Here is a 23,089-nt window from a genome sequence, read left to right as displayed (position 1 = left end):
GGCGGAGAAGTCTTAAATATTAGAAATGAGGAACGAGAAATGGCGATTAAAAAAGTGATCGAACATCCAGCAAAAATTTTATCAACACCATGTGCTGAAGTAACAGAAATTAATGAAGATATTATAGCATTACTAGATGATTTATATGACACGATGGTGGAATATGATGGTGTTGGTATTGCAGCACCACAAATAGATGTAGGTTTACGTGTGGCAATTGTCGAGCTTGGCGAGGAAAGAGATATTTTAGAAATGATTAATCCTACTGTTATTAAAACAGACGGTGCAGAAGTGGATATCGAAGGTTGCTTAAGTTTTCCTGGTCTTTATGGAGAAGTTGAACGTCCTGACTATGTAAAAATTGAAGCGTGTGACCGTGAAGGGCGTGTGTATGAGCTTGAGGCGGGAGGCTTTGAAGCGCGAGCAATTTTACATGAAATTGATCATTTAGATGGTATATTATTTGATTCTAAAATTAAACGTATTCTTACAGAAGAAGAGCTAGAAGAAATGTACGCAGAAGAGGAGGAATAACATGACGTCGATTATTTTTATGGGAACACCTGATTTCTCAGCGCCAATTTTGCGTATGCTACACAAAGAAGGCTATGATATTAAAGCAGTTGTTACACAACCAGATCGACCAGTAGGGCGTAAGCGAGTGCTAACACCGCCACCTGTAAAGGCAGCGGCATTGGAATTAGGCTTGCCTGTTATTCAACCTGAAAAGCTACGTGGCTCTGAAGAATTACAGCAAATACTTGAATTACAGCCAGATATCGTCATTACAGCTGCATTTGGACAAATTTTACCGAAAGAATTACTCGATGCGCCACCACTAGGCTGTATTAATGTGCATGCATCACTTTTACCGAAATACCGCGGTGGAGCTCCTATTCACCAAGCAATTATTGATGGTGAAAAAGAGACGGGTGTAACAATTATGTATATGGCGGAAAAGTTAGATGCAGGCGATATTATATCTCAAAAGGCAATAGCTATCGAAGAAGATGACCATACAGGTCGCCTATTTGATAAACTAAGTGTTGTAGGCTGTGACCTATTAAAAGAAACACTTCCTTCTATTATAAATAGAACAAATAGCCGTACTGTACAAGATGAAACACAAGTGACATTTGCGAGCAATATATCTCGTGAACAAGAACGAATTGATTGGACAAAGGATGCAACGACTTTATACAATCAAGTGCGAGGACTTCATCCTTGGCCAGTAGCTTATACTACTTTTGAAGAAGGAAACTTTAAAATTTGGTGGGCGCAAGTAGGACAAGCAAAACATAATGCTACGCCTGGTACAGTCGTAGCAATTGCAAAGGACCATTTTGAAGTTGCGGCTGGAAATGGCACAGCACTTGCATTATATGACATTCAGCCAGCTGGTAAAAAACGTATGACGGCAGAGGATTATTTACGAGGTACAGGTTCAAAATTACAGATCGGGGACCAGTTTAAATGAGTAAAAAAAGCGTAGTAATTTGGGATGGCAATGTACGGGATGCCGCACTTTCTATCCTATTAGCAGTAGATAAAAACCAAGCGTATAGTAATTTACTTTTACACGAAACGATTAAACGCCATAAGATTGAATCAAAGGATCGTGCGCTTTTAACAGAAATTACGTATGGTACGCTTCAATATAAAATGACCCTCGACTATTATTTAGAGCCATTTGTTCGTGGTAAACTAGATCATTGGGTGCGCTGGCTATTGCGTTTGTCGCTCTATCAAATACATTATTTAACGCGTATTCCGCCTCACGCAGCAGTGAACGAAGCGGTAGAAATTGCAAAACGCCGTGGACACCAAGGAATTGCATCTACGGTCAATGGTATTTTACGTTCTATATTGCGTCAAGGTGTACGATCTTTAGAGGATATAAAAAATCCTATAGAACGTCTTGCTATCGAAACAAGTCATCCACAATGGTTGGTAGAACGCTTTGTAAACAATTATGGTGTAGAAGTAGCTACAGCAATGCTTCTTGAAAATAACGTACCGCCCGTGCAAACGGTTCGTGTCAATACGACGGTGGCGACTACAGAACAAGCGATTGAAAGCTTACAAGCTGAAGGCTTAACTGCACAGCTAAGTGATTTAATGCCCGAATGTCTACATGTGACAAATGGCCAACCTGCTCGTACAAAGGCATTTCAGGAAGGACTTATCACTATTCAGGATGAAAGCTCGATGATTCCTGCAAATGTTTTGAATCCTTCTCCAGGAATGCGCGTCTTAGATATGTGTGCAGCACCAGGTGGTAAAACGACACATTTGGCAGAAAAAATGGACAATAAAGGTTCCATTTTGGCAACGGATTTGCACCCACATAAATTAGATTTAATCGACCATAATACAGAACGTCTAGGACTTGATATTGTAGAAACAGCTCCGATTGATGGACGTAAGGCTCCAGAGTTTTTACAACTAGAATCGTTCGACGCGGTGTTAGTCGATGCTCCGTGTAGTGGTTTAGGTGTTATGCGTCGTAAGCCGGATATTAAATATACGAAGCGTGAAGAAGATTTAGAAAACCTTCAAAAAATCCAGTTGGCACTACTCGATGCAGCAACTAAAGTACTAAAAAATGAAGGCAAGCTTGTGTACAGTACATGTACAGTCGATAAACAAGAAAACGAAGGCACTGTTGATGCCTTTTTAAGAGAGCATCCAGAAATGGAAGCTATACAACTAGAATCTTTACCAACAAAATTAGCGGAAAAGCAAGCAAATGGCATGCTTCAAGTCTTCCCACAAGACTTCGGCAGTGATGGTTTCTTCGTCGCAGCCTTTCGTAAAAAAGGAGAATCCAACTAATGGTGGATCAAGAGCAATTTAATGAACGCATTAACGACTTAGTCGATGAAGCTGAAGAAAAGCCAGTTCGACGAGCGAAAAAAGAAAAACCGAATTTAAAAGAATCAATTTATTCATTACAACCACATCAATTAGAAGAATGGCTAAAAGAAAATGGGGAAAAACCATTCCGAGCTGCACAAATTTTTGACTGGTTATACAATAAACGTGTTAAAACATTTGAAGAAATGTCTAACCTATCAAAAACATTACGTGACAAGTTAGAGGCAAGCTTTGCATTAACAACATTGTCAACGATCATTAAACAGGAATCAAAAGATGGTACGATTAAATTTTTATTCCAGCTACAAGATGGATATTCTATTGAAACAGTTTTAATGCGTCATGAATATGGCAACTCAGTATGTGTAACTACGCAGGTAGGCTGTCGAATTGGTTGTACGTTTTGTGCATCAACTTTAGGTGGCTTGAAGCGCCATTTATTAGCAGGTGAAATTGTAGAGCAAGTTGTAAAAGTACAGCAAGCTTTAGATGAGGTAAATGAACGTGTGTCTCATATCGTTATTATGGGCATTGGTGAGCCTTTCGATAACTATGATGCCATGATGAGCTTCTTAAAAGTCATTAATCATGAAAAAGGTTTAAATATTGGTGCACGTCACATTACTGTATCAACATCTGGCATTGTACCTAAAATTTATCAATTTGCTGATGAACAGCTTCAAATTAACTTTGCTGTATCACTGCACGCACCAAACCAGGAGGCACGTCAAAAACTTATGCCGATTGCACGTGCGTACAAATTAGATGAATTAATGGAAGCTGTTCGTTACTATACGAAAAAAACGGGCCGACGTGTAAGTTTTGAGTATGGTTTAATGTCAGGTGAAAATGATTCAGTTGAAGTTGCAGAAGAACTTTCTGCATTAATAAAAGGAATTAAATGCCACGTAAACTTAATTCCTGTAAACTACGTACCAGAACGTGATTATATCCGTACATCTCGTAGTAAAATTTTTGCTTTTGAAAAAACTTTAAAGAAAAATGGTATAAACGTAACAATCCGTAGAGAGCAAGGGTCTGATATCGATGCGGCATGCGGACAATTACGTGCGAAAGAGAGATCTGAAGAAACGAGGTGACCAGTAATGGAATACACAGTCGAAAGTGATATTGGTTTAAAACGAGCAATTAATGAAGATCGAGCTGCATTTTTTAAACGACCAGATGGACTTGCACTAGCACTTGTAGCGGATGGCATGGGTGGACATAATGCTGGCGATGTGGCGAGTGATATGGCAATGAAACAAATGGAGAACGTTTTTTTACAAGCAGAGACACATCATTTTGCAACTATGACATCAAAAAAAGAATGGTTACTACAATCAGTTAAGCAATTGAATAAAAATATATTCGACTATTCTTTATCACACGAAGACTGTAAAGGAATGGGTACGACGTTTATTGCCGCGTTAATTGAAGGACATTATTGCTTCATTGCGCATGTTGGCGATAGTCGCGTGTATTATTTCTTTGATGATGGCGCACAACAAATAACAAAAGATCATTCTTACGTTAATGTTCTACTTGAAAATGGTGAAATTAGCGAAGAGGAAGCGTTGACGCATCCGAAGAAAAATTTCATTTTAAAAGCTGTTGGAACAGAGGAAACTATTGAGCCAGACTTTTATGAAGTAGAGCTAGCGCCAGAATCGTATTTACTAATTTGCTCTGACGGTTTAAGCAATAAACTGTCAGTGTATGAAATGGCATCTATCATTACCTATCCAGATTTAATTGAAGAAAAAGGACGAAAACTTGTGGAATTAGCCAATGCAAGCGGGGGAGAAGATAACATCTCCCTCGTGTTACTCACAAGGCAAGATGAGGAGGTGTAAGTATGCTTGTAGGAAAACGAATTAGTGACCGTTATAAAATTATAGATCTCATTGGTGGCGGAGGCATGTCCAATGTATACTTGGCGCATGATATGATATTAAATAGGGATGTAGCAATAAAAATATTACGCTATGATTTTACCAATGAGGATGAATTACATCGACGTTTTCAACGTGAGGCACTTTCAGTTACAAGCCTTACACATCCAAATATTGTAAGTATTTATGATGTAGGTGATGATGGAGATCTGCATTATATAGTGATGGAATATGTTCAAGGAAAGACGTTAAAGCAGTACATACAGGAATTTGCACCAATTTCTCCTGCCAGAAGTGTGCATATTATGAAGCAATTAACGTCAGCGATTGCCAATGCCCATGAAAATCATATTATCCACCGTGACATTAAGCCGCAAAATATTTTAATGGATGCGGATGGTAATGTGAAAATTACGGATTTTGGAATAGCTATGACGCTGAGTGCGACATCATTTACCCAAACAAATTCTGTGCTAGGGACTGTGCATTATTTATCACCAGAACAAGCGCGTGGTGGAACAGCAACAAATAAATCAGATATTTATGCGCTTGGCATTGTGTTGTATGAATTACTAACAGGGGAATTGCCGTTTTCGGGTGAATCTGCTGTTTCTATTGCACTTAAGCATTTGCAATCAGAGACACCATCGGTTCGAGCATTTGATGGTACAATTCCGCAAAGTCTAGAAAATGTGGTGTTAAAGGCTACTGCCAAAGATGCTTCCCATCGTTATGCGACCGTAGAAGAAATGCAAGAGGACTTGGATACGGTATTATCATCAACACGTATTAATGAACCAAAGTTTACGATTCCTATCGATAATGACGCTACAAGAGCCATTCCAATTATAAAGGAACAGCCAATACGCAAAGATGAGGATTTAACGCAAACAAGAGCGATGGCGCCTATCACACAGTCGAAAGTTGAAGCAAAGACTAAGAAACCTGTTGAAAAAGTGGCGCCTGTTAAACAAAAGAAAAAATGGCCAATATATGTGACGGGGCTATTAGTAGTCGTTATTGCTATGTTCCTATTCTTTTTATTTGCAACAGATTTATTTAGCCCGAAAAAAATTGAGGTGCCTAGTGTTGCTAATTTAACGGTAGAAGAAGCTACAAAAAAATTACAAGATGAAGGCTTTGTTGTAGCAGAACAAAAACAAGAGCGTAATTCTGAGGAAGTTGAAAAAGACAAAGTCATTGAAACAGACCCTGCAGAAGGTGCAAAGCGAGTTAAGGGAACTGAAGTAGGGTTAATTGTCAGTTTAGGTGTAGAAACGATTAAAATTGATGACTACACGGGGCAACAAATTAGTCAAGTTGAGTCATTGTTAAAAGATAAACTTTCAATCCAAAAAAATTATGTGCATTCTAAACAGCCCGAAGGACAAATTATTGAACAAGATCCGGCAGAGGGTGCTGAGATAATCGCTAAAGATGCAACGATTACATTTACGATAAGCCAAGGCGTAAAGATGATTACAGTAGATAGTGTTGCAAATTACACGAAAGCTCAAATGGATGATTACGTAAATCGAGTAGGGTTGAAATGGCGTACCGTTCGAGAGGATTACAATGATACCGTCGCAGCGGGCAGTGTCATTTCACAAACGCCGAAACCAGGTACTAGCTTAATGGAAGGCGATACAATTGCAGTTGTTTTAAGTAAAGGACCGGCTGAGAAACCTGTGAAGACATTTATTAAAAATGTTTTAATTCCATATGAGCCGTCTGAAGAAGGCGCTGAACAAGTTATACGCATTGAAATTCAAGATAAAACCCATACAATGGTGAAAACCTTTGATGAATTTACTATTACTAGTGACCGACAATACAAAATACAACTCGTCATCGTAGAAGGTGAAGAAGCGGCTTATAAAATAATCCGTGACTCGGAAATTATCGAGTCAGAAAGCTTTAATTATGATGACGTTAAATAAGGGGGAATTGGATGGCGCAAGGCCAAATTCGTAAAGCATTAAGTGGCTATTATTATGTTTATAATGGTGAAGAGCTCTTACAATGTCGAGGACGTGGAGTATTTCGCAATCGCGGAGAATCCCCGCTAGTCGGTGACTTTGTTGAGTATACACTTGAAACAGAAGGATCAGATGGTACAATTCAAAAAATACTGGATCGTCAAAATGAACTTGTACGTCCACCGATTGCCAATATCGATCAAGGCATTTTAGTGTTTTCTGTAAAAGAGCCAAACTTCAATACAATTTTACTCGATCGTTTCCTAGTCGTTTTAGAGTCATTTCATGTACACCCAATCATCTGCCTTACAAAGATGGACTTAATAGAAGACGATGAGCGTAAGGAATTACAGAGCTATATAGAAGATTATGAAAACATGGGATATACAGTGCTTCAAACGTATAAAGATGAGGAAGAACTAGTTGATCGACTTCAGCCAATTTTAAAGGGGAAAACTTCGGTGCTTGCTGGACAATCTGGTGTTGGGAAATCAACATTACTGAACACGTTAATCCCTGATTTAAATTTAAAAACAGGCATTATTTCGCAAAGCTTAGGACGAGGCAAACATACGACTCGTCATGTTGAGTTAATAGAAGTTTGTGACGGTTTATTGGCGGATACACCAGGATTTAGCTCATTTGATTTTGATGAAATTGAAAAAGAAGAGTTAGGTGCATGTTTTCCAGAGATAACACGAATTGCTGAGGATTGTAAATTCAGAGCCTGCTTGCATTTGAAGGAACCTAAATGCGCAGTTAAGGCAGCAGTCGAAACTGGAGAAATTCGTGAGTACCGCTACAAGCATTACGAACAATTTATGCAAGAAATTATGGATCGAAAGCCGAGGTATTAATCATGATACAAATAGCACCATCAATTTTAGCAGCAAACTTTGCAAAACTAGGAGAAGAAGTTAAAGACGTAGAACGAGCAGGTGCAAAGCTTATTCATATCGACGTGATGGACGGTCATTTTGTACCGAATATTTCATTTGGCTCAATTGTGTTGGATGCCATTCGTCCTTTAACTGATTTACCGTTAGATGTTCATCTAATGATTGAAAACCCAGATCAATATATTGAACAATTTGCTAAAGCGGGAGCAGACTATATTACAGTACATGTAGAAGCTTGTTGCCATTTACATCGTACAATTCAATTGATTCGTTCTTATGGAGTAAAGCCAGGTGTAGTTTTAAATCCACATACACCAATTGAATCTATTCAACACATTTTAGAGGATATTGATATGGTGTTATTTATGACAGTGAATCCTGGATTTGGTGGTCAAAAGTTCATTCATTCTGTTGTGCCAAAAATTAAAGCGTTATCAACAATTATTAAAGAGCGTAACTTAGACGTTGCGATTGAAATCGATGGTGGTATTAATGCGGAAACAATTGTTCCTTGTGCAAAAGCAGGGGCAACAATTTTTGTAGCAGGCTCAGCGATATACAGCAAAGAAGACCGAACAGCGGCACTCCAAGAGATTCTAACTGCTGGTGAGGCTGCGATTAAAGGATGACCACTGTTGTCGTTTGTGCGGGCGGTCCGAAAGAGGAGCTTTGTTCCTTTGAGCCGTATAATAAGCGAAATGATGTCATATTTATCGGTGCAGACCGAGGATCGCTGTATTTAATTGAGCAAGGAATTAGACCACATGCCATTGTTGGTGATTTTGACTCATTATCACAAGAGGAATATCAATATGTTATGGAGCATGCAAATGATGCTCAGCGTTTCCGAGAAGAAAAGAATGAAACGGATACGGATTTAGCGCTATTAAAGGCATTAACCTATGCCCCTAGCGATATTGTGTTGACAGGTGTTACAGGTGGACGTTTGGATCACTATGAGGCAGCTGTTCGTTCGATCTATCGTTTACAGATAGAACATCCCCTACTTGTGTTGAAAATTATTAATCATGCTAATATGTTGCAGTTTTTGGTGCCAGGCACGCACACAATTCAAGCGGATGATCGCTATCGCTATTTGTCTTTTTTTGCGCATGAGCAACCTATTCTAGGGGTTACATTAAGACATGTTAAATATGAAACGACGAATGAAGAAATTTCATTAGGTTCAAGTCGATTTACAAGTAATGAAATAATAGGCACTTTAGGGTCTATATCCTTTACGCAAGGCATATGTTTAATGATAAGAAGCATAGATTAGCGTAAGGGGGAGAGAGTCCTGAAAGTATATACGTTCCAATTGCCGAAAGTTGTGAGTAGCATTACGCGTACGTGTATTAACCTATTTAAAAAAGATAAGAAAGAAGCTAAAAAATCCGACTGATGCCAGTCGGATTTTTTTTCATAGCTATATAAAGGCGGTTGGTAGTCTGCCTTAAATAATGAAAGAAAAAAATCGATTTACGCTATATGCGAAATCGATTTTTTAGAAGCGGTTATTAAACGCGCTCGATTTTACCTGATTTTAAAGCACGAGTAGAAACCCATACACGTTTTGGTGTACCGTTAACTAGGATACGAACTTTTTGAAGGTTAGCGCCCCAAGTACGTTTACTAGCGTTCATAGCGTGGGAACGGTTGTTACCAGTACGAGCTTTACGTCCAGTGATTACACATTGTTTTGGCATGTTGTATTCCCTCCTTACAGTTGATGCTGAAAGATTATTATTTCAGTTCGGTATTTCACATACCATAATAATTTAACATACGAAGTCATTCAGTGCAACAGTTTTCACATAACCTTTCAAGAAAAAAACCTTTACAGACAAAAATCTGCTATGAAAAAAACACTGTACAATGGTTACTAGATTCATTGTACAGTGTATATTTAATAAATTACTTCCCGCGGTAGCCAAGCTTTGTTGAAACACGTTTTCCTGTTTCTTTTAGGCTTTCTATAAGGAAGTTGATATGTTCGTCGCTAACGTTAAAGCTAACAAAGCCTATACTAACAGCACCTATAATTTCTCCGAACCCATTAAAAACAGCTACAGCGACTGAGGAAGTACCAGCCGTTCGTTCACCGTGGCTTATAGCATAGCCTTGTTCCCTTATTTGTTCTAATTGCTCTTCTAAATCAGCCATTTCTTCGATAGGGACTAGTTGATTCATAATTTCCTTAGCTTGTACAGTAGGTATAGAGGCTAACAATGCTTTATTGGCTGCTCCTATATGCATTGGGATGCGAATACCGAGTTGATCATAAATGCGAATCGGATTTGCTGCACTATCAATTCTTTCGATAATAATAGTATCTAACCCCGCAGGCTTGCTTAAATAAACACTTTCCTCAACTTCTCTTGCTAGGCGCTCTAATTCGGGTCTAATTTTGCTAATATAGTCCATCGTATCATACACTTGTAAGCCTAATTCCATCCATATCGTTCCAAGGCGGTAGTGTTTCGTTTGCTCGTCTTGTTCAATCATTCCTTGTGCAATCATCGCTTTTAAAATTCTATGTAATGTACTTAGTGGTAAATCGCATTTGGTGGATAGCTCTGAAATAGACAAACTGCCTTCTGCTGCTTCTGAAGCTAACACTTTAGCAATTGTCATTGCTCGTTCTAATAACTGCATTTTGTCCCACCTCCTCTAATCATATTGTATTTTTATTCTCTGTTTACGTCTAGTTCATTCCAAATGAGTAAGCACTTTTAAAATTGTTTAATATTAAAATTTTTCTAAATATATTGACAGTATAACATAAAACGCATATATTTTTTATATAAACTTTCCTCTTAACGGAAACGTTTTCCACTACACGGAAAAGGGGTGAAAGGTATGCATTATTGTTCATCCATGTATGCACCTTTAAAACACGTAATTGTCAAACATCCAAAAGAAGCTTTTAAAAGCCAAGAGCATCTAACGGATGAATGGAAAACTTTCAACTATTTATCAGAACCAAACTATAATGAGGCCATTACAGAATATGCTGAATTTATAGCAATTTTAGAGAAGTATGTTGAACAAATTGATTATTTACCAGCTTCAGATGATGTAGGGTTAGATTCGCTTTATGCGCATGATCCTGTTAAATTCACGCCAAACGGTGCGATTATTTTGAAATCTGGAAAGAAATTGAGACAACCTGAAGCAACTGTATACAAGGAATTTTTACAAAGCAAAGGCATTTCTATCATAGGGGAACTGTCAGGCGATGCTGTTTCAGATGGTGGGGATATTGTTTGGCTTGATGACCGTACACTTGTTGTTGGCCGAGGATATCGCACGAATGATGAAGCCATTCGTCAAATTAAGGAAATGACAGCGGATGTTGTCGATGAATTTATCGTTGTACAGCTTCCTCATGATTTAGGTGAAGCGGAATGCTTACATCTAATGTCCTTTATTAGTATGGTGGACAAGGATTTGGCAGTAGTACATTCTCGTTTAATGCCAGTATTTTTCCGTCAGCTTCTTATTGAACGAGGGATTCAGTTAGTTGAAGTACCTAAAGATGAATATGACACGCTCGGCTGTAATGTCTTGGCACTTGCACCAAGAGTATGTGTTATTCCTGAAGGTAACCCATCTACAAAACAGCAGTTATTGGATGCAGGCGCTACAGTTTATGAATATAAAGGTGAAGAAATCACAGTAAAAGGAACAGGTGGACCAACATGTCTAACTTGTCCTGTAATCAGAGGATAAAAAAGGAGACGAATAAAAATGTTTAAAAATGTCATTGTAAAAAATCCAGGTAATAGCTTTGTAACCGGTTTAACAACGAGTGATCTAGGAAAACCTATTTTAGAAAAGTTATTTGAGCAGCACGTACAATATGTAGAAGCTTTAAAAAAATGTGGTGTAGAGGTTACACAACTAGCGGCAGATGAAGCTTTCCCTGATGCTACTTTTGTAGAAGATACAGCAGTACTAACTTCTGAGTTTGCTATTATTTCAAATCCAGGAGCGGAAGCGCGTAATCGCGAAATTGAAGATATTGAACCAGCAGTTAAAAAATTCTATGACAAACTATATTACATCGAAGCGCCAGGTACACTTGATGGTGGAGATGTTTTACAAGCAGAAAAGAAATTTTATGTAGGTATTTCTGATCGTACAAACGAAGAAGGTGCACGACAATTTAAAGAAATTGTTGAAAAAGAAGGCTATGAAGCTACGATTATTCCATTAAAAGAATTCTTCCATTTAAAAACGGGAATTGCTTACGTTGGACAAAATCGTATGGTCGTTGCTGGAGAGTTTATCGATCACCCTGCTTTTGCATCATATGAAAAAATTGTTATTCCACAACAAGATGAGTATTCAGCGAACTGCATTCAAGTAAATGACTATGTCATTATTCCAGCTGGCTACCCTGATACAAATCGTAAATTAAATGACTTAGGCTATAAAACAATTGAACTTGATATGTCTGAGTTTAGAAAACATGACGGCGGCTTAAGCTGCTTATCCCTTCGTTTTTAATTAAATGTATATATGCCCAATCAATTTGTAGGGGAAAAATTGATTGGGTGTTTTAGTCCTCTAAATAACTGAATATTTAATAATTTGACAACATATGGAAATGGGGAAACACTTTGAGCAAAGGGGAACAACAGCATAATAATGTATTGAAACGCTCTATGAAGAGTCGACATTTATTGATGCTATCACTTGGTGGAGTGATTGGGACAGGGTTATTTTTAAATGTAGGTTATACAATTAATCAAGCAGGCCCTGGTGGAGCATTAATTGGCTATTTGTTTGGAGGCTTTATTTTATATATGGTCATGAACTGTCTTGGAGAATTGGCAGTATACATGCCAGTAACAGGCTCTTTCCAAACATATGCAACACGTTTTATAAGCCCATCAGCAGGTTTTTCTTTAGGGTGGATGTACTTTGTCGGATCTGCCGCCACCGCAGGGGTGGAGTTTACCGCAGCGGGGATATTAATGCAACATTGGTTCCCGAATGTACCTATTTGGATTTGGTGTGCGGTCTTCATGGTGCTTTTGTTTACATTAAATGCCTTAACAACGAAAGGTTTTGCAGAGGCAGAGTTCTGGTTTGCGAGCATTAAAGTAGTTGCCGTTATTGCCTTTATTATTATTGGTGCGGCTGCGATATTTGGCTGGCTTCCTCTGGCGGATCGTCCAGCACCGCATTTAACGAATTTAGCACCGACAGGATTATTCCCTGCGGGTATTACAATTATTTTTGTAACAATGATGAATGTTATATTCTCTTATCAAGGCTCCGAGCTAGTAGGTATTGCTGCTGGTGAAACAGAAAATCCAGAAAAGAACATTCCAAGGGCAATACGTACAATCCTTTTTAGAATTATTGTGTTTTATATTGCTTCGATTATTGTATTGTCTGCGATTTTCCCGTCATCTGAACTTGGGCTTCTTGAAAGTCCTTTCGTAACATTGATGAAAATTGCTGGTGTACCTTATGCAGCTGGCATTATGAATTTCGTTATTTTGACAGCGATATTATCTGTAGGTAACTCATGCCTTTATGCTTCAACACGATTACTATGGTCGATGTCAAAAGAGGGAATGGCTCCAAAGTATTTTGGACGTTTAACAAAAAATAAAGTGCCATTGAATGCGCTTATTTTCACTATGTTATTTTCGCTTTTATCTTTGCTAACGAGTGTGATGGAAGCCGACGCGGTATTTGTATTGCTTATGTCCATTGCGGGCATTGCGGTGACAATTTCTTGGATGGGTATTGCAATGTCCCAATTAATGTTCCGTTACCGTTATGTTAAAGGGGGAGGTAACGTGGCTGATTTGAAATTTAAAACGCCGCTATATCCTTTAATTCCACTATTTTGTATTGTTTTTTGTATAGTCATTCTCGTATTTTTAGCATTCGATCCAACACAACGAATCGGCTTATTATACGGTATAGGGTTCTTTATTGCTTGTATGCTATTTTATAAGCTGAAATTGAGTAAAGTAAGTACAGTTTCTTCAGATACTGATGAGACAGCGAAAATAAATTCATAATGGAATGCTCCTGATATAGGAAAAGCATTTATCGAATAAAGGAGATTTTAACTATGAGTAAATATTTATGGAATACATCGGAAGACCTTCGGGCATTATTATGTGAAATTGTAAGTTGGGAAAGCAGAACATTAACACCAGGTGAAAATGAATTTGCCTATAAATTAAGAGATACACTGCAAACGCTTACTTATTTTCAAGACAACCCTAACTATATCGAATTACATGACGCAGGACTAGGTCGCCATGCGGTAACAGCGTTGTACAAGCATCCAACTGCAACGGAAACAGTAGTGCTGATTAGTCATTTTGATACCGTTCACACTGAGGAATATGGAGAGCTTGAACCTTTTTCCTGTCGCCCAGAAGAATTAACGAGCAAGCTGATGGAGCCAAAGTATAAAAAAGATTTACCAGAAGCGGCAAGAATTGATTTAGAATCAGGCAATTATTTGTTTGGTCGTGGAACAATGGATATGAAAATGGGTCTTGCTTTGCATATGCAATTAATTGAGAAAGCTAGTATCGAACAATGGCCAATCAATCTTATTTTAACAGCGGTACCAGATGAAGAAGTGAACTCGGCTGGTATGCGTGCAGCAGTAGTTGAGCTAGTAAGACTACGTGAACAATATGGTTTAACATATAAGTTGTTTTTAAATAGTGAGCCATCGTTCTCACAAGGACCTTCTGATATAAATGAATATATTTATTCGGGCACGATAGGAAAAATTATGCCTGCTGCTTTATTTTATGGGAAAGAGACACATGTAGGTGAACCGTTAAAAGGCATGACAGCAAACTATATTGCATCTTATATGACGCAGCATATGGAGTGGAATCCGGTGTTCAGTGAAACGGATTTAGGTGAAAGTACACCATTGCCAGTATCATTACAATTAAAAGATTTAAAAATGGAGTATTCGACACAAACGCCATATCGTGCTGCTGCGCTCTACAATGTATTTTTGTTGAAGCGAACAGCAACAGAGGTAATGGAAATTTTTGAACAAGTCGCATTGGAGGCAATGGCTGCTTGTAATATGCAATACAATAAAATTTGTGAGCGTGAAAAAGTACAAGGTGTTGGGGAAGTAAGAGTACTTCGTTACGAAACAGTTTTAGAGCATGCTATAAATAAACTTGGCGCTGAAGAAGTGAAACACATTAAAAAGCAGGTTCTAGAAAATACATCGTGGGATGACCGTGAAAAATCGATTCGTATTGTAGATCAATTAATGATTCGTTGTCAGGAGCTAACACCAGCAACTGTGCTGTTGTATGCACCACCATATTATCCTGCAATCAATTCATCAGAGCATCCGTTAGTGAAGCAATCAATTGAATTAATGAAGAAAACAGCTAAAACATTTGATATCGAAATTGAACAAATTCACTATTTCAATGGCATTTGTGATTTAAGTTATGTCAATTATACAGATGACTCAAATGGTTGGACTGCATTTGAGCGAAACACGCCTGTTTATGGTGATACGTATAGTATTCCATTTGAAGCGATGGCTGATTTGAAAGGCCCGGTGCTAAATGTTGGACCTTTCGGCAAAGACGCACATCAGAAGACAGAACGGTTACATGTTGATAGCGCGTTTAAAGAAATGCCTGTTATGATTGAAACACTTATTAAAAGCTTATATTGATAATTTTATAGAAAGTGCCAGGCACTCAAACAATTTTCATGCTAATCATGTGTTTTAGGACTGGCCAAGTGAAAATCCACTTACACTGTGGGAACGCGCGCAAGAAAGAGTGGCGCTTACGTCGTGCCCGCGAAAGTGAAGTGGATTTTTACGATTTAGGAGCCGATAATATGCTAGGTACCTATACCAAGTACCAGGTACTTAAATACTTAATACGTGAAGCTGATGTTTAAATACATCAGCTTTTTTATGCGTGGAAAGGAAGTTTGATTAATAAAAATGAAAATAGGTTTTGTTAGTATAACTTCAGGCAAAGCTAGTACTAGTTCAATAAAGACTAGTTCGCAATAAATAGCGTAGACTGTGATGATTGGAATGAAACGCTAAAAACGTTGACACAAGGCGCTTTCAAGGGAACTTAGGTTGCTTAATGTATACCCAAAGTGGTACAATATAATTTAGTCAAAAAGAGCCAAGGGGGCATTTCTATGTCAATTGAATTAAATAACGAATTCGGCCAAATTGATATTTCAACTGATGTACTTGCACAGATTGCTGGTGGCGCTGCTATAGAATGCTACGGTATTGTTGGCATGGCATCAAAACATCAGATTCGTGATGGTCTAACTGATATTTTACGTAAAGAGAACTTTGCAAAAGGTGTTGTAATTCGACAACAAGAAGAAGATTTACATATTGATATGTACATTATTGTTAGTTACGGGACTAAAATTTCGGAAGTTGCTTATCAAGTACAATCGAAAGTGAAATATACAGTAGATAAAACATTAGGTATGAGCGTAAAATCTGTCAATATCTTTGTGCAGGGCGTTCGTGTAGCGAATGAGTAAGAGGAGGAACAAAATCGAATGCGGTCTATAGACGGATTAAAATTTGCTGAAATGGTACAAATGGGTGCCCATCACCTATATCAAAATGCAAATTATGTAGATTCTTTAAATGTATTTCCAGTACCAGATGGGGATACAGGGACAAATATGAATTTATCGATGACATCTGGTGCCAAAGAAACAGAATTACAAGCATCAGAACATATTGGGAAAACGGCGCAAGCTTTATCAAAAGGATTACTAATGGGCGCTCGTGGGAATTCGGGTGTTATCTTATCACAACTTTTCCGTGGGTTTGGAAAATTTGTAGAAAAAGATGCAGCGATTGATGCAAAAGCTTTTGCTGGTGCATTCCAAGCTGGTGTAGATACTGCTTATAAAGCGGTGATGAAGCCAGTTGAAGGAACAATCTTAACTGTTGCGCGTGAAGCGGCAAAAAAAGGTGTTGAAGTTGCCGAAAGTGAAAACGATATCATCGCTGTGATGGAAGCATTTACTGAAGAAGCAAAGGCTTCGCTACAGCGTACACCTGACCTTTTACCTGTATTAAAAGAAGTAGGTGTTGTGGATAGTGGCGGTCAAGGATTGCTATTTGTCTATGAAGGTTTTTTAGCTTCTTTAAAGGGTGAGCCTTTACCGGAAAAAAATGATGCAACATTAGACGATTTAATTAATGCAGAACATCATAGAGCACAAGATTTTATGAATACCGCGGATATTGAATTTGGTTATTGTACGGAAATTATGGTTCGTTTGGAAGAAGGAAAAGAGCCATTTAGCGAGGAGCAATTCCGCAATGAATTAAATCCATTAGGTGATTCTTTACTTGTTATTTCAGATGAAGAAATTGCTAAAGTGCATATTCATTCAGAGCAACCGGGCGCAGTTTTAGCGATGGGTCAAAAATACGGTAGCCTTATTAAAATTAAAGTCGATAATATGCGTGAGCAACATTCGGCTATTGTTGGTGAAGATTACAAAGCATCAGCTCCAGCGAAAAAAGCTGAAAAGCACCCATATGCCATTGTAACGATTGCGATGGGAGAAGGTGTAGCTGACTTATTACGTTCAATCGGTGCTTCTTATGTTATTGAAGGCGGACAAACGATGAATCCTTCAACAGAAGACATTGTTAAAGCTGTTCAGGAAATTGGCGCAGAAAAAGTACTTATTTTACCGAACAACAAAAATATCGTAATGGCAGCTGAACAAGCTGTAGAGCTATTGGATATTGAAGCGGCAGTTGTAGCGACAAAAACGATTCCTCAAGGGATGGCTGCTATTCTTTCATTCAATCCAGAAGCAACGGTTAAAACAAACCAATCAACGATGACAGAAGCATTTGCTCATGTAAAAACAGGTCAAGTAACTTATGCAGTGCGTGATACGTCTATTGATGGCGTAGAAATTCATAAAGACGATTTTATGGCACTTGCTGAAGGGAAAATTGTACTATCTACACCAGCATTAAAAGATGCTGCTGAGAAAGTCATTACAGATTTAGTAGATGCGAATACTGAAATCGTTACGGTTATTTACGGAGAAGATACTTCTGAAGAAAATGCCTCTGAATTAATCCAATTTATCGAAGAGAACTATCCAGATGTAGAAGTGGAGTTATTTAACGGTAAACAAGGATTATATCCATATATTATTTCGGTAGAATAATCTATGGTTACTGAGTAAACGAGTAGGCGAAGCAGTGCACAAGTTGTGTACTGCTTTTGTTTATGGTAAAAGGAATACAACATGTAGGGAACAACACGAAATGAACAAAATAGATAGTTTTATGTATTTATACAGAGGACACTTATTTTGAAAATACTGGGATATCAACTTGTTGGAAAGTGTGTATTTATAGAGTGGACAAAAAAGAATAATATAATTAAGTTATAAATTATAGTCGTGTTAATTTTCTGAAAGTTGATAAATGTAGTGCTTTACTTTTATAGTAACTATCAAGCATGATATAACTAAATGTAAAATTATTATACGAATAGAATAGAGGGGTGCTTGTATGAAGTTTACATCAGTTTTTGATATTATTGGACCCGTTATGATTGGTCCATCTTCTTCTCATACAGCAGGTGCAGCGCGTATTGGACGTGTAGCAAGAGATTTATTTGGTAGACAACCGAAATGGGTGAAAATTCATCTCTATGGATCATTTGCTGAAACGTATAGAGGGCATGGGACAGATGTAGCAATAATTGGTGGTTTATTAGATTTTGATACATTTGATGAACGTATTAAAACGGCTTTTGAACATGCGGAAAAAGCCGGATTGGAATACGAATTTATACCGGAAACTGCGAATACAGAGCATCCGAACACAGCTAGACTAGTGTTCGGTGATGATGATGGAGAAATGTCTATTGTCGGCATTTCGATTGGTGGCGGAAAAATTGAAGTAAGTGAGGTCAATGGCTTCAAACTTCGTTTAACAGGTGGGATGCCCGCCATCCTTGTTGTTCACGATGATCGAGCTGGTTGTATTGCTAATGTTGCGAATTGCTTAGCGATGCACAATGTCAACATTGGGCATATGGAAGTTTCACGTATTGAACGTGGTTTAACGGCGCTAATGGTCATTGAGATTGATCAAAATATTGAGGAAAAAGTACTTCAACAAATTTCATTAATACCACATATTACGAAAGTGTCGAGAATTAATAACTAGGGGGTGTCTCTATGGAAGTGTTATTTCATAATGTACGTGAGCTTGTAGAACGAGCAGAACAGGAAGAAAAGCTAATTTCTGAGCTAATGATTGAGCAGGAAATGTTAATTAGCGGACGCACGCGAGAAGAAATTATGCAACAGATGGACCAGAACTTAACAGTGATGGAAGAAGCGGTAGAACGAGGCTTGCAAGGAGTACAGTCTGTAACAGGCCTAACGGGTGGAGACGCCGTACTAATTCAAAATTATATTGCACAAGGAAAATCGTTATCAGGGGATTTATTATTAGACGCAGTTAGTAAAGCAGTTGCGACAAACGAAGTGAACGCTGCAATGGGTACCATTTGTGCAACACCTACAGCTGGTTCAGCGGGAGTTGTGCCAGGTACTTTATTTGCTGTGAAAAATAAGCTAAATCCAACACGTGAACAAATGCTTCGCTATTTATTTACTTCTGGTGCATTTGGCTTTGTTGTAGCAAATAATGCTTCCATTTCAGGTGCTGCTGGCGGCTGTCAGGCTGAAGTTGGTTCAGCTGCTGGTATGGCTGCGGCAGCAATCGTGGAGATGGCGGGTGGAACGCCACAGCAATGTTCAGAAGCATTCGCGATTACATTAAAAAATATGCTTGGCCTTGTTTGTGATCCAGTAGCTGGATTAGTTGAGGTGCCTTGTGTTAAACGTAATGCAATGGGTGCAGCGAATTCTCTTGTTGCAGCAGATATGGCGTTAGCAGGTGTAACGAGTCGTATTCCGTGCGATGAAGTCATTGGTGCGATGTATCGCATTGGTCAGTCTATGAGCCCGAATTTGAAAGAAACAGCACGTGGTGGCTTAGCTGCGACGCCAACAGGAAAAGCAATCAGCAATGCTATTCTTAATAATGGTGATTTACAAAGTATACTAAAAGCAGGTTTAGCAGTAGAGTAAAGCATGGAAAAGTGGCTGGACCAAAAAAGAAAAAGTGTTAGATTGACTACAATCAATCTGACACTTTTTTGTTATAGATAAAATTTAGCAGAGGGCACTTACTGAGGGTCCATGAATCGCCGGTAAACCCGAAGGAATGGCCGGTAGAAGTCCGTGAATCGCCGGTAAACCCGAGGAAATCGCCGATAGAAGTCCATGAATCGCCGGTAAACCCGAAGAAATCGCCAGTAGAAGCCCATGAATCGCCGGTACACCCGAAGAAATGGCCGATAGAAGTCTAGCCGTAGCAAATGTACATACGCATTTCGTAGATACTGTGACGACACGAATGAAAAATTTTGTGATACAGTTAAGAAGAAAAGTGCTGTAAATAGAATATAAAATGCTAACAATCTATAGGAGCTAACGATGATTTGAACAGAAGGGAGGTAGGCTCTTTTGATTTACGACAGTTTAAATACGTGCACGCTAACAGGTATGGTATTCGTATTGGAACTACTCAAAGGGGCTGAAGTGAAAGGTGACTGAATTAACCAGTCCTGTCTCCGAATTAAAAGGAGTTGGGAAAGAAACCGCAGCACACTTAGAAACATTAGGTATTGAAACGATAAATGATTTTTTGTGGACATTCCCACATCGACATGAGGATTTTCGCTTAAAAGATTTAGCGCAAACACCTCATAATGAACGAGTTACTGTTGAATGTAAAGTAGAGCGTGAGCCGACTGTGCTGTTTTTAGGGCGCAATAAATCTCGCTTGCAGGTGACAGTGCTCGCTGGCCGACATTTAGTAAAGGTAGTATTTTTTAATCAAAACTATTTAAAACAGAAGCTTGTACCAGGTACTATTGTGACGGTAACGGGGAAATGGGATAGAGGCAGACAAGTGATTAACGGTACAACAGTCACGTTTGGTCCGAAAATAGACCAAGTAGACTTTGAACCTGTTTATAGCCTCAAAGGTTTGATACCGCAAAAACGTTTTCGCAAATATATGCGGCAAGTGTTAGATGATTTTGGTGGAGAGCTACCAGATGCGATTCCACTACATTTGCAGGAGGCCTACAAGCTTGTCTCGATCCGTGATGGTCTTGAAGGTATTCATTTTCCGCTAGATGCTGAACACGCTAAACAAGCAAGAAGGCGATTTGCTTATGAGGAATTATTAAATTTTCAGCTTCGTATTCAAGCGTTACGAAAAATTCGTAAGGATAATGAACGTGGTACGATTATACAATTTGACTTGCAAAAAGTACGCGCATTTATCGCTTCATTACCATACGAATTAACTGGAGCACAAAAGCGAGTTGTTAATGAAATTTGCAAGGATTTAAAAGAACCACATCGTATGAATCGTTTACTACAAGGGGATGTTGGTTCGGGAAAAACGGTAGTTGCCGCGATTTGTTTATATGCCGCTGTGACGGCTGGATTTCAAGGAGCGCTAATGGCACCAACGGAAATTTTAGCTGAGCAACATGCTGAAAACTTATTAGAGTGGTTTGAGCCATTTGGTGTACGTGTAGCGTTATTGTCGGGCTCAACGAAAACAAAGGAGCGACGTCTATTATTAGCTGCACTTGCGGATGGTGAAATAGATATTGTGATAGGAACGCATGCACTCATACAGCCAGATGTAATATTTAATAGACTAGGCTTTGTAATAACGGACGAACAGCATCGATTTGGCGTAGAACAACGAAGAATTTTACGTGATAAAGGTGAAAACCCTGATGTGCTCTTTATGACTGCAACGCCCATTCCGCGAACACTTTCGATTACAGCCTTTGGCGAAATGGACGTTTCGTTGATTGATGAAATGCCAGCGGGGCGTAAAGAAATTGAAACGCATTGGATGAAAAAAGAACAGCTTGGTTCTGTACTGTCCAAACTAGAGCTAGAGCTTCAAGCAGGTAGACAGGCATATGCTATTTGTCCGCTAATTGAAGAATCGGATAAATTGGATGTCCAAAACGCAGTAGAAATTTATGAGCAGCTCGCCTCGTATTTTAATGGTCGCTATAAAGTTGGCTTAATGCATGGCCGCCTACCAGCGGATGAAAAAGATGCTGTGATGCGTGATTTTAGTGAAGGTGACATTCAAGTATTAGTATCTACAACAGTTGTTGAAGTCGGGGTAAATGTGCCGAATGCAACGTTTATGGTAGTATACGATGCAGAACGTTTTGGTTTAGCGCAGCTACATCAACTTCGCGGTCGTGTAGGGCGTGGTGAGCATCAATCCTATTGTGTATTAATCGCTGATCCAAAATCTGATGAAGGCAAAGAGCGAATGCAGTCTATGACTGAAACAAATGACGGCTTCCGACTTGCGGAAAAAGATTTGGAGCTACGTGGACCAGGTGATTTCTTTGGACGTAAGCAAAGTGGCTTGCCTGACTTTAAAGTTGCCGATTTAGTACATGACTATAGAACGCTTGAGACAGCGCGAAAAGATGCTACTGAAATGATTGAAACAGAGGCATTTTGGCATGATGAAACGTATCAATATTTACGTGAGATGCTTGAAAAGGCTGGTGTTCTACAAGGTGATCGATTTGATTAGTGAAATTTAATGTTGTACTACAAGGAATGCGAGAGCTTGTTTTTGAAAACAAGTCTTGCATTCTTTTTTTATACTCTATATACTGATATTAGTACCAAGTGCTAATAACAACTCAAAAGGTGGCGAATGACGTTGAGACGAACGAAAAAAGAGCGACAGCGATTATTATCTGAAACGATTGCGGAAAATCCATTCGTCACAGATGAACAACTAGCGTCGGAGTTTCAGGTAAGTGTTCAAACAATTCGTTTAGATCGTATGGAATTAGCAATTCCAGAATTACGTGAACGAATTAAAGATGTGGCTTCGAAAACATATGAAAATGAAGTGAAATCATTACCGATTGATGAAGTAATCGGTGAAATTATTGATATAGAACTAGATAATCGTGCATTATCTATATTTGATGTAAAAGAAGAGCATGTTTTTCAGCGCAATGGCATCGCGCGTGGACATCATTTATTTGCACAAGCAAACTCATTAGCTGTAGCGGTTATTGATGATGAGCTGGCCTTAACAGTGCACTCCAATATTACTTTTGTGAAACCTGTAAGAGCCGGAAATCGTGTTATAACTAAGGCGGTTGTTGTCGGAAGAGATGATGAACGCCATCGTACGAAAGTAGAGATTATATCTACTGTGAATGGTGAAACTGTTTTTGTTGGTGAATTTGATATGTACCGCACGAAAGGTAAAGGTGAATAA

22 protein-coding genes are annotated in these 23,089 nt (G+C 38.7%); 20 read left to right on the top strand and 2 right to left on the bottom strand.

The window, feature by feature from the left end; genetic code table 11:
- The first annotated feature begins 39 nt into the window (after positions 1-39).
- The 10 genes from def to spoVM are packed head-to-tail and all read left to right on the top strand — an operon-like array spanning position 40 to position 9,052.
- On the top strand, positions 40-534 hold the full coding sequence (gene def / locus NSQ74_RS21165) for a peptide deformylase (RefSeq protein WP_340825905.1): 495 nt from the start codon (positions 40-42) through the stop codon (positions 532-534).
- A gap of 1 nt (position 535) precedes the next feature.
- On the top strand, positions 536-1,477 hold the full coding sequence (gene fmt / locus NSQ74_RS21160) for a methionyl-tRNA formyltransferase (protein ID WP_340825904.1): 942 nt from the start codon (positions 536-538) through the stop codon (positions 1,475-1,477).
- The gene (gene rsmB, locus NSQ74_RS21155) at positions 1,474-2,835 is read left to right on the top strand and encodes a 16S rRNA (cytosine(967)-C(5))-methyltransferase RsmB (RefSeq protein ID WP_340825903.1); all 1,362 of its coding nucleotides are present in this window, start codon (positions 1,474-1,476) and stop codon (positions 2,833-2,835) included. The genes fmt and rsmB overlap by 4 nt, the downstream gene beginning before the upstream one ends.
- Positions 2,835-3,977 carry a 23S rRNA (adenine(2503)-C(2))-methyltransferase RlmN gene (rlmN, locus tag NSQ74_RS21150; protein WP_340825901.1) on the top strand — a complete coding sequence of 381 codons (1,143 nt, stop codon included), beginning with the start codon at positions 2,835-2,837 and terminating at the stop codon, positions 3,975-3,977. The genes rsmB and rlmN overlap by 1 nt, the downstream gene beginning before the upstream one ends.
- A 6-nt stretch (positions 3,978-3,983) precedes the next feature.
- The gene (locus NSQ74_RS21145) at positions 3,984-4,733 is read left to right on the top strand and encodes a Stp1/IreP family PP2C-type Ser/Thr phosphatase (RefSeq protein ID WP_340825900.1); all 750 of its coding nucleotides are present in this window, start codon (positions 3,984-3,986) and stop codon (positions 4,731-4,733) included.
- A gap of 2 nt (positions 4,734-4,735) precedes the next feature.
- Positions 4,736-6,712 carry a Stk1 family PASTA domain-containing Ser/Thr kinase gene (gene pknB / locus NSQ74_RS21140; protein WP_340825897.1) on the top strand — a complete coding sequence of 659 codons (1,977 nt, stop codon included), beginning with the start codon at positions 4,736-4,738 and terminating at the stop codon, positions 6,710-6,712.
- Between the two features lie 11 nt (positions 6,713-6,723).
- Complete coding sequence (gene rsgA / locus NSQ74_RS21135) at positions 6,724-7,608, top strand: ribosome small subunit-dependent GTPase A (protein WP_340825896.1); 885 nt, start codon at positions 6,724-6,726, stop codon at positions 7,606-7,608.
- Positions 7,609-7,610: 2 nt separating this feature from the next.
- On the top strand, positions 7,611-8,279 hold the full coding sequence (gene rpe / locus NSQ74_RS21130) for a ribulose-phosphate 3-epimerase (protein ID WP_340825894.1): 669 nt from the start codon (positions 7,611-7,613) through the stop codon (positions 8,277-8,279).
- Positions 8,276-8,929 (top strand): thiamine diphosphokinase, encoded by a 654-nt coding sequence (locus tag NSQ74_RS21125; protein ID WP_340825893.1) that lies wholly within the window; start codon positions 8,276-8,278, stop codon positions 8,927-8,929. Before rpe ends, NSQ74_RS21125 begins: the two co-directional genes overlap by 4 nt.
- Before the next feature lie 18 nt (positions 8,930-8,947).
- On the top strand, positions 8,948-9,052 hold the full coding sequence (gene spoVM / locus NSQ74_RS23460) for a stage V sporulation protein SpoVM (RefSeq protein WP_401020558.1): 105 nt from the start codon (positions 8,948-8,950) through the stop codon (positions 9,050-9,052).
- A gap of 115 nt (positions 9,053-9,167) precedes the next feature.
- Here the strand turns inward: spoVM and rpmB are convergent, their stop codons facing one another.
- Together rpmB and NSQ74_RS21115 are read right to left on the bottom strand one after the other, a co-directional pair.
- The gene (rpmB, locus tag NSQ74_RS21120; protein ID WP_340825892.1) at positions 9,168-9,356 is read right to left on the bottom strand and encodes a 50S ribosomal protein L28; all 189 of its coding nucleotides are present in this window, start codon (positions 9,354-9,356) and stop codon (positions 9,168-9,170) included.
- A gap of 208 nt (positions 9,357-9,564) precedes the next feature.
- Positions 9,565-10,305: an IclR family transcriptional regulator gene (locus NSQ74_RS21115; RefSeq protein WP_340825891.1), complete on the bottom strand. Its 741-nt coding sequence runs from the start codon at positions 10,303-10,305 to the stop codon at positions 9,565-9,567.
- Positions 10,306-10,509: 204 nt separating this feature from the next.
- Here NSQ74_RS21115 and NSQ74_RS21110 point away from each other — a divergent pair, with 204 nt between their 5' ends.
- The 10 genes from NSQ74_RS21110 to fapR all read left to right on the top strand — a co-directional run bounded on the left by NSQ74_RS21110 (position 10,510) and on the right by fapR (position 23,089).
- Complete coding sequence (locus NSQ74_RS21110) at positions 10,510-11,382, top strand: dimethylarginine dimethylaminohydrolase family protein (RefSeq protein WP_340825890.1); 873 nt, start codon at positions 10,510-10,512, stop codon at positions 11,380-11,382.
- A gap of 18 nt (positions 11,383-11,400) precedes the next feature.
- The gene (locus NSQ74_RS21105) at positions 11,401-12,162 is read left to right on the top strand and encodes a dimethylarginine dimethylaminohydrolase family protein (RefSeq protein ID WP_340825889.1); all 762 of its coding nucleotides are present in this window, start codon (positions 11,401-11,403) and stop codon (positions 12,160-12,162) included.
- Positions 12,163-12,320: 158 nt separating this feature from the next.
- Positions 12,321-13,697 carry an amino acid permease gene (locus NSQ74_RS21100; RefSeq protein ID WP_340826529.1) on the top strand — a complete coding sequence of 459 codons (1,377 nt, stop codon included), beginning with the start codon at positions 12,321-12,323 and terminating at the stop codon, positions 13,695-13,697.
- A gap of 53 nt (positions 13,698-13,750) precedes the next feature.
- The gene (locus NSQ74_RS21095) at positions 13,751-15,355 is read left to right on the top strand and encodes a M20/M25/M40 family metallo-hydrolase (protein WP_340825887.1); all 1,605 of its coding nucleotides are present in this window, start codon (positions 13,751-13,753) and stop codon (positions 15,353-15,355) included.
- A gap of 488 nt (positions 15,356-15,843) precedes the next feature.
- The gene (locus NSQ74_RS21090) at positions 15,844-16,206 is read left to right on the top strand and encodes an Asp23/Gls24 family envelope stress response protein (protein ID WP_024362072.1); all 363 of its coding nucleotides are present in this window, start codon (positions 15,844-15,846) and stop codon (positions 16,204-16,206) included.
- An 18-nt stretch (positions 16,207-16,224) separates the two neighbouring features.
- The gene (locus NSQ74_RS21085) at positions 16,225-17,874 is read left to right on the top strand and encodes a DAK2 domain-containing protein (protein WP_340825885.1); all 1,650 of its coding nucleotides are present in this window, start codon (positions 16,225-16,227) and stop codon (positions 17,872-17,874) included.
- Between the two features lie 349 nt (positions 17,875-18,223).
- The gene (gene sdaAB, locus NSQ74_RS21080; RefSeq protein ID WP_340825884.1) at positions 18,224-18,886 is read left to right on the top strand and encodes an L-serine ammonia-lyase, iron-sulfur-dependent subunit beta; all 663 of its coding nucleotides are present in this window, start codon (positions 18,224-18,226) and stop codon (positions 18,884-18,886) included.
- Positions 18,887-18,897: 11 nt separating this feature from the next.
- Positions 18,898-19,818 (top strand): L-serine ammonia-lyase, iron-sulfur-dependent, subunit alpha, encoded by a 921-nt coding sequence (sdaAA, locus tag NSQ74_RS21075; RefSeq protein WP_340825882.1) that lies wholly within the window; start codon positions 18,898-18,900, stop codon positions 19,816-19,818.
- A 520-nt stretch (positions 19,819-20,338) separates the two neighbouring features.
- Positions 20,339-22,384, top strand: coding sequence for an ATP-dependent DNA helicase RecG (gene recG / locus NSQ74_RS21070; RefSeq protein WP_340825880.1), 2,046 nt, complete (start codon positions 20,339-20,341; stop codon positions 22,382-22,384).
- A gap of 132 nt (positions 22,385-22,516) precedes the next feature.
- On the top strand, positions 22,517-23,089 hold the full coding sequence (gene fapR, locus NSQ74_RS21065; RefSeq protein ID WP_340825879.1) for a transcription factor FapR: 573 nt from the start codon (positions 22,517-22,519) through the stop codon (positions 23,087-23,089).

The organism is Lysinibacillus sp. FSL W8-0992, assembly GCF_038008685.1.
GTDB lineage: Bacteria > Bacillota > Bacilli > Bacillales_A > Planococcaceae > Lysinibacillus.
The sequence above is the reverse complement of the archived record's forward strand: the minus strand, read 5'-3'. Positions and strand labels throughout refer to the sequence as shown.

Excerpts from the sequence above, each read along its gene's own strand:
- rlmN (WP_340825901.1), top strand. The coding sequence starts at position 2,835 with ATGGTGGATCAAGAGCAATTTAATGAACGCATTAACGACTTAGTCGAT.
- rpmB (WP_340825892.1), bottom strand. The coding sequence starts at position 9,356 with ATGCCAAAACAATGTGTAATCACTGGACGTAAAGCTCGTACTGGTAAC.
- NSQ74_RS21100 (WP_340826529.1), top strand. The coding sequence starts at position 12,321 with ATGAAGAGTCGACATTTATTGATGCTATCACTTGGTGGAGTGATTGGG.
- NSQ74_RS21110 (WP_340825890.1), top strand. The coding sequence starts at position 10,510 with ATGCATTATTGTTCATCCATGTATGCACCTTTAAAACACGTAATTGTC.
- def (WP_340825905.1), top strand. The coding sequence starts at position 40 with ATGGCGATTAAAAAAGTGATCGAACATCCAGCAAAAATTTTATCAACA.
- NSQ74_RS21105 (WP_340825889.1), top strand. The coding sequence starts at position 11,401 with ATGTTTAAAAATGTCATTGTAAAAAATCCAGGTAATAGCTTTGTAACC.
- pknB (WP_340825897.1), top strand. The coding sequence starts at position 4,736 with ATGCTTGTAGGAAAACGAATTAGTGACCGTTATAAAATTATAGATCTC.
- fmt (WP_340825904.1), top strand. The coding sequence starts at position 536 with ATGACGTCGATTATTTTTATGGGAACACCTGATTTCTCAGCGCCAATT.
- NSQ74_RS21090 (WP_024362072.1), top strand. The coding sequence starts at position 15,844 with ATGTCAATTGAATTAAATAACGAATTCGGCCAAATTGATATTTCAACT.
- sdaAA (WP_340825882.1), top strand. The coding sequence starts at position 18,898 with ATGGAAGTGTTATTTCATAATGTACGTGAGCTTGTAGAACGAGCAGAA.
- NSQ74_RS21085 (WP_340825885.1), top strand. The coding sequence starts at position 16,225 with ATGCGGTCTATAGACGGATTAAAATTTGCTGAAATGGTACAAATGGGT.
- rsgA (WP_340825896.1), top strand. The coding sequence starts at position 6,724 with ATGGCGCAAGGCCAAATTCGTAAAGCATTAAGTGGCTATTATTATGTT.
- NSQ74_RS21115 (WP_340825891.1), bottom strand. The coding sequence starts at position 10,305 with ATGCAGTTATTAGAACGAGCAATGACAATTGCTAAAGTGTTAGCTTCA.
- NSQ74_RS21125 (WP_340825893.1), top strand. The coding sequence starts at position 8,276 with ATGACCACTGTTGTCGTTTGTGCGGGCGGTCCGAAAGAGGAGCTTTGT.
- rpe (WP_340825894.1), top strand. The coding sequence starts at position 7,611 with ATGATACAAATAGCACCATCAATTTTAGCAGCAAACTTTGCAAAACTA.
- rsmB (WP_340825903.1), top strand. The coding sequence starts at position 1,474 with ATGAGTAAAAAAAGCGTAGTAATTTGGGATGGCAATGTACGGGATGCC.
- sdaAB (WP_340825884.1), top strand. The coding sequence starts at position 18,224 with ATGAAGTTTACATCAGTTTTTGATATTATTGGACCCGTTATGATTGGT.
- NSQ74_RS21145 (WP_340825900.1), top strand. The coding sequence starts at position 3,984 with ATGGAATACACAGTCGAAAGTGATATTGGTTTAAAACGAGCAATTAAT.
- NSQ74_RS21095 (WP_340825887.1), top strand. The coding sequence starts at position 13,751 with ATGAGTAAATATTTATGGAATACATCGGAAGACCTTCGGGCATTATTA.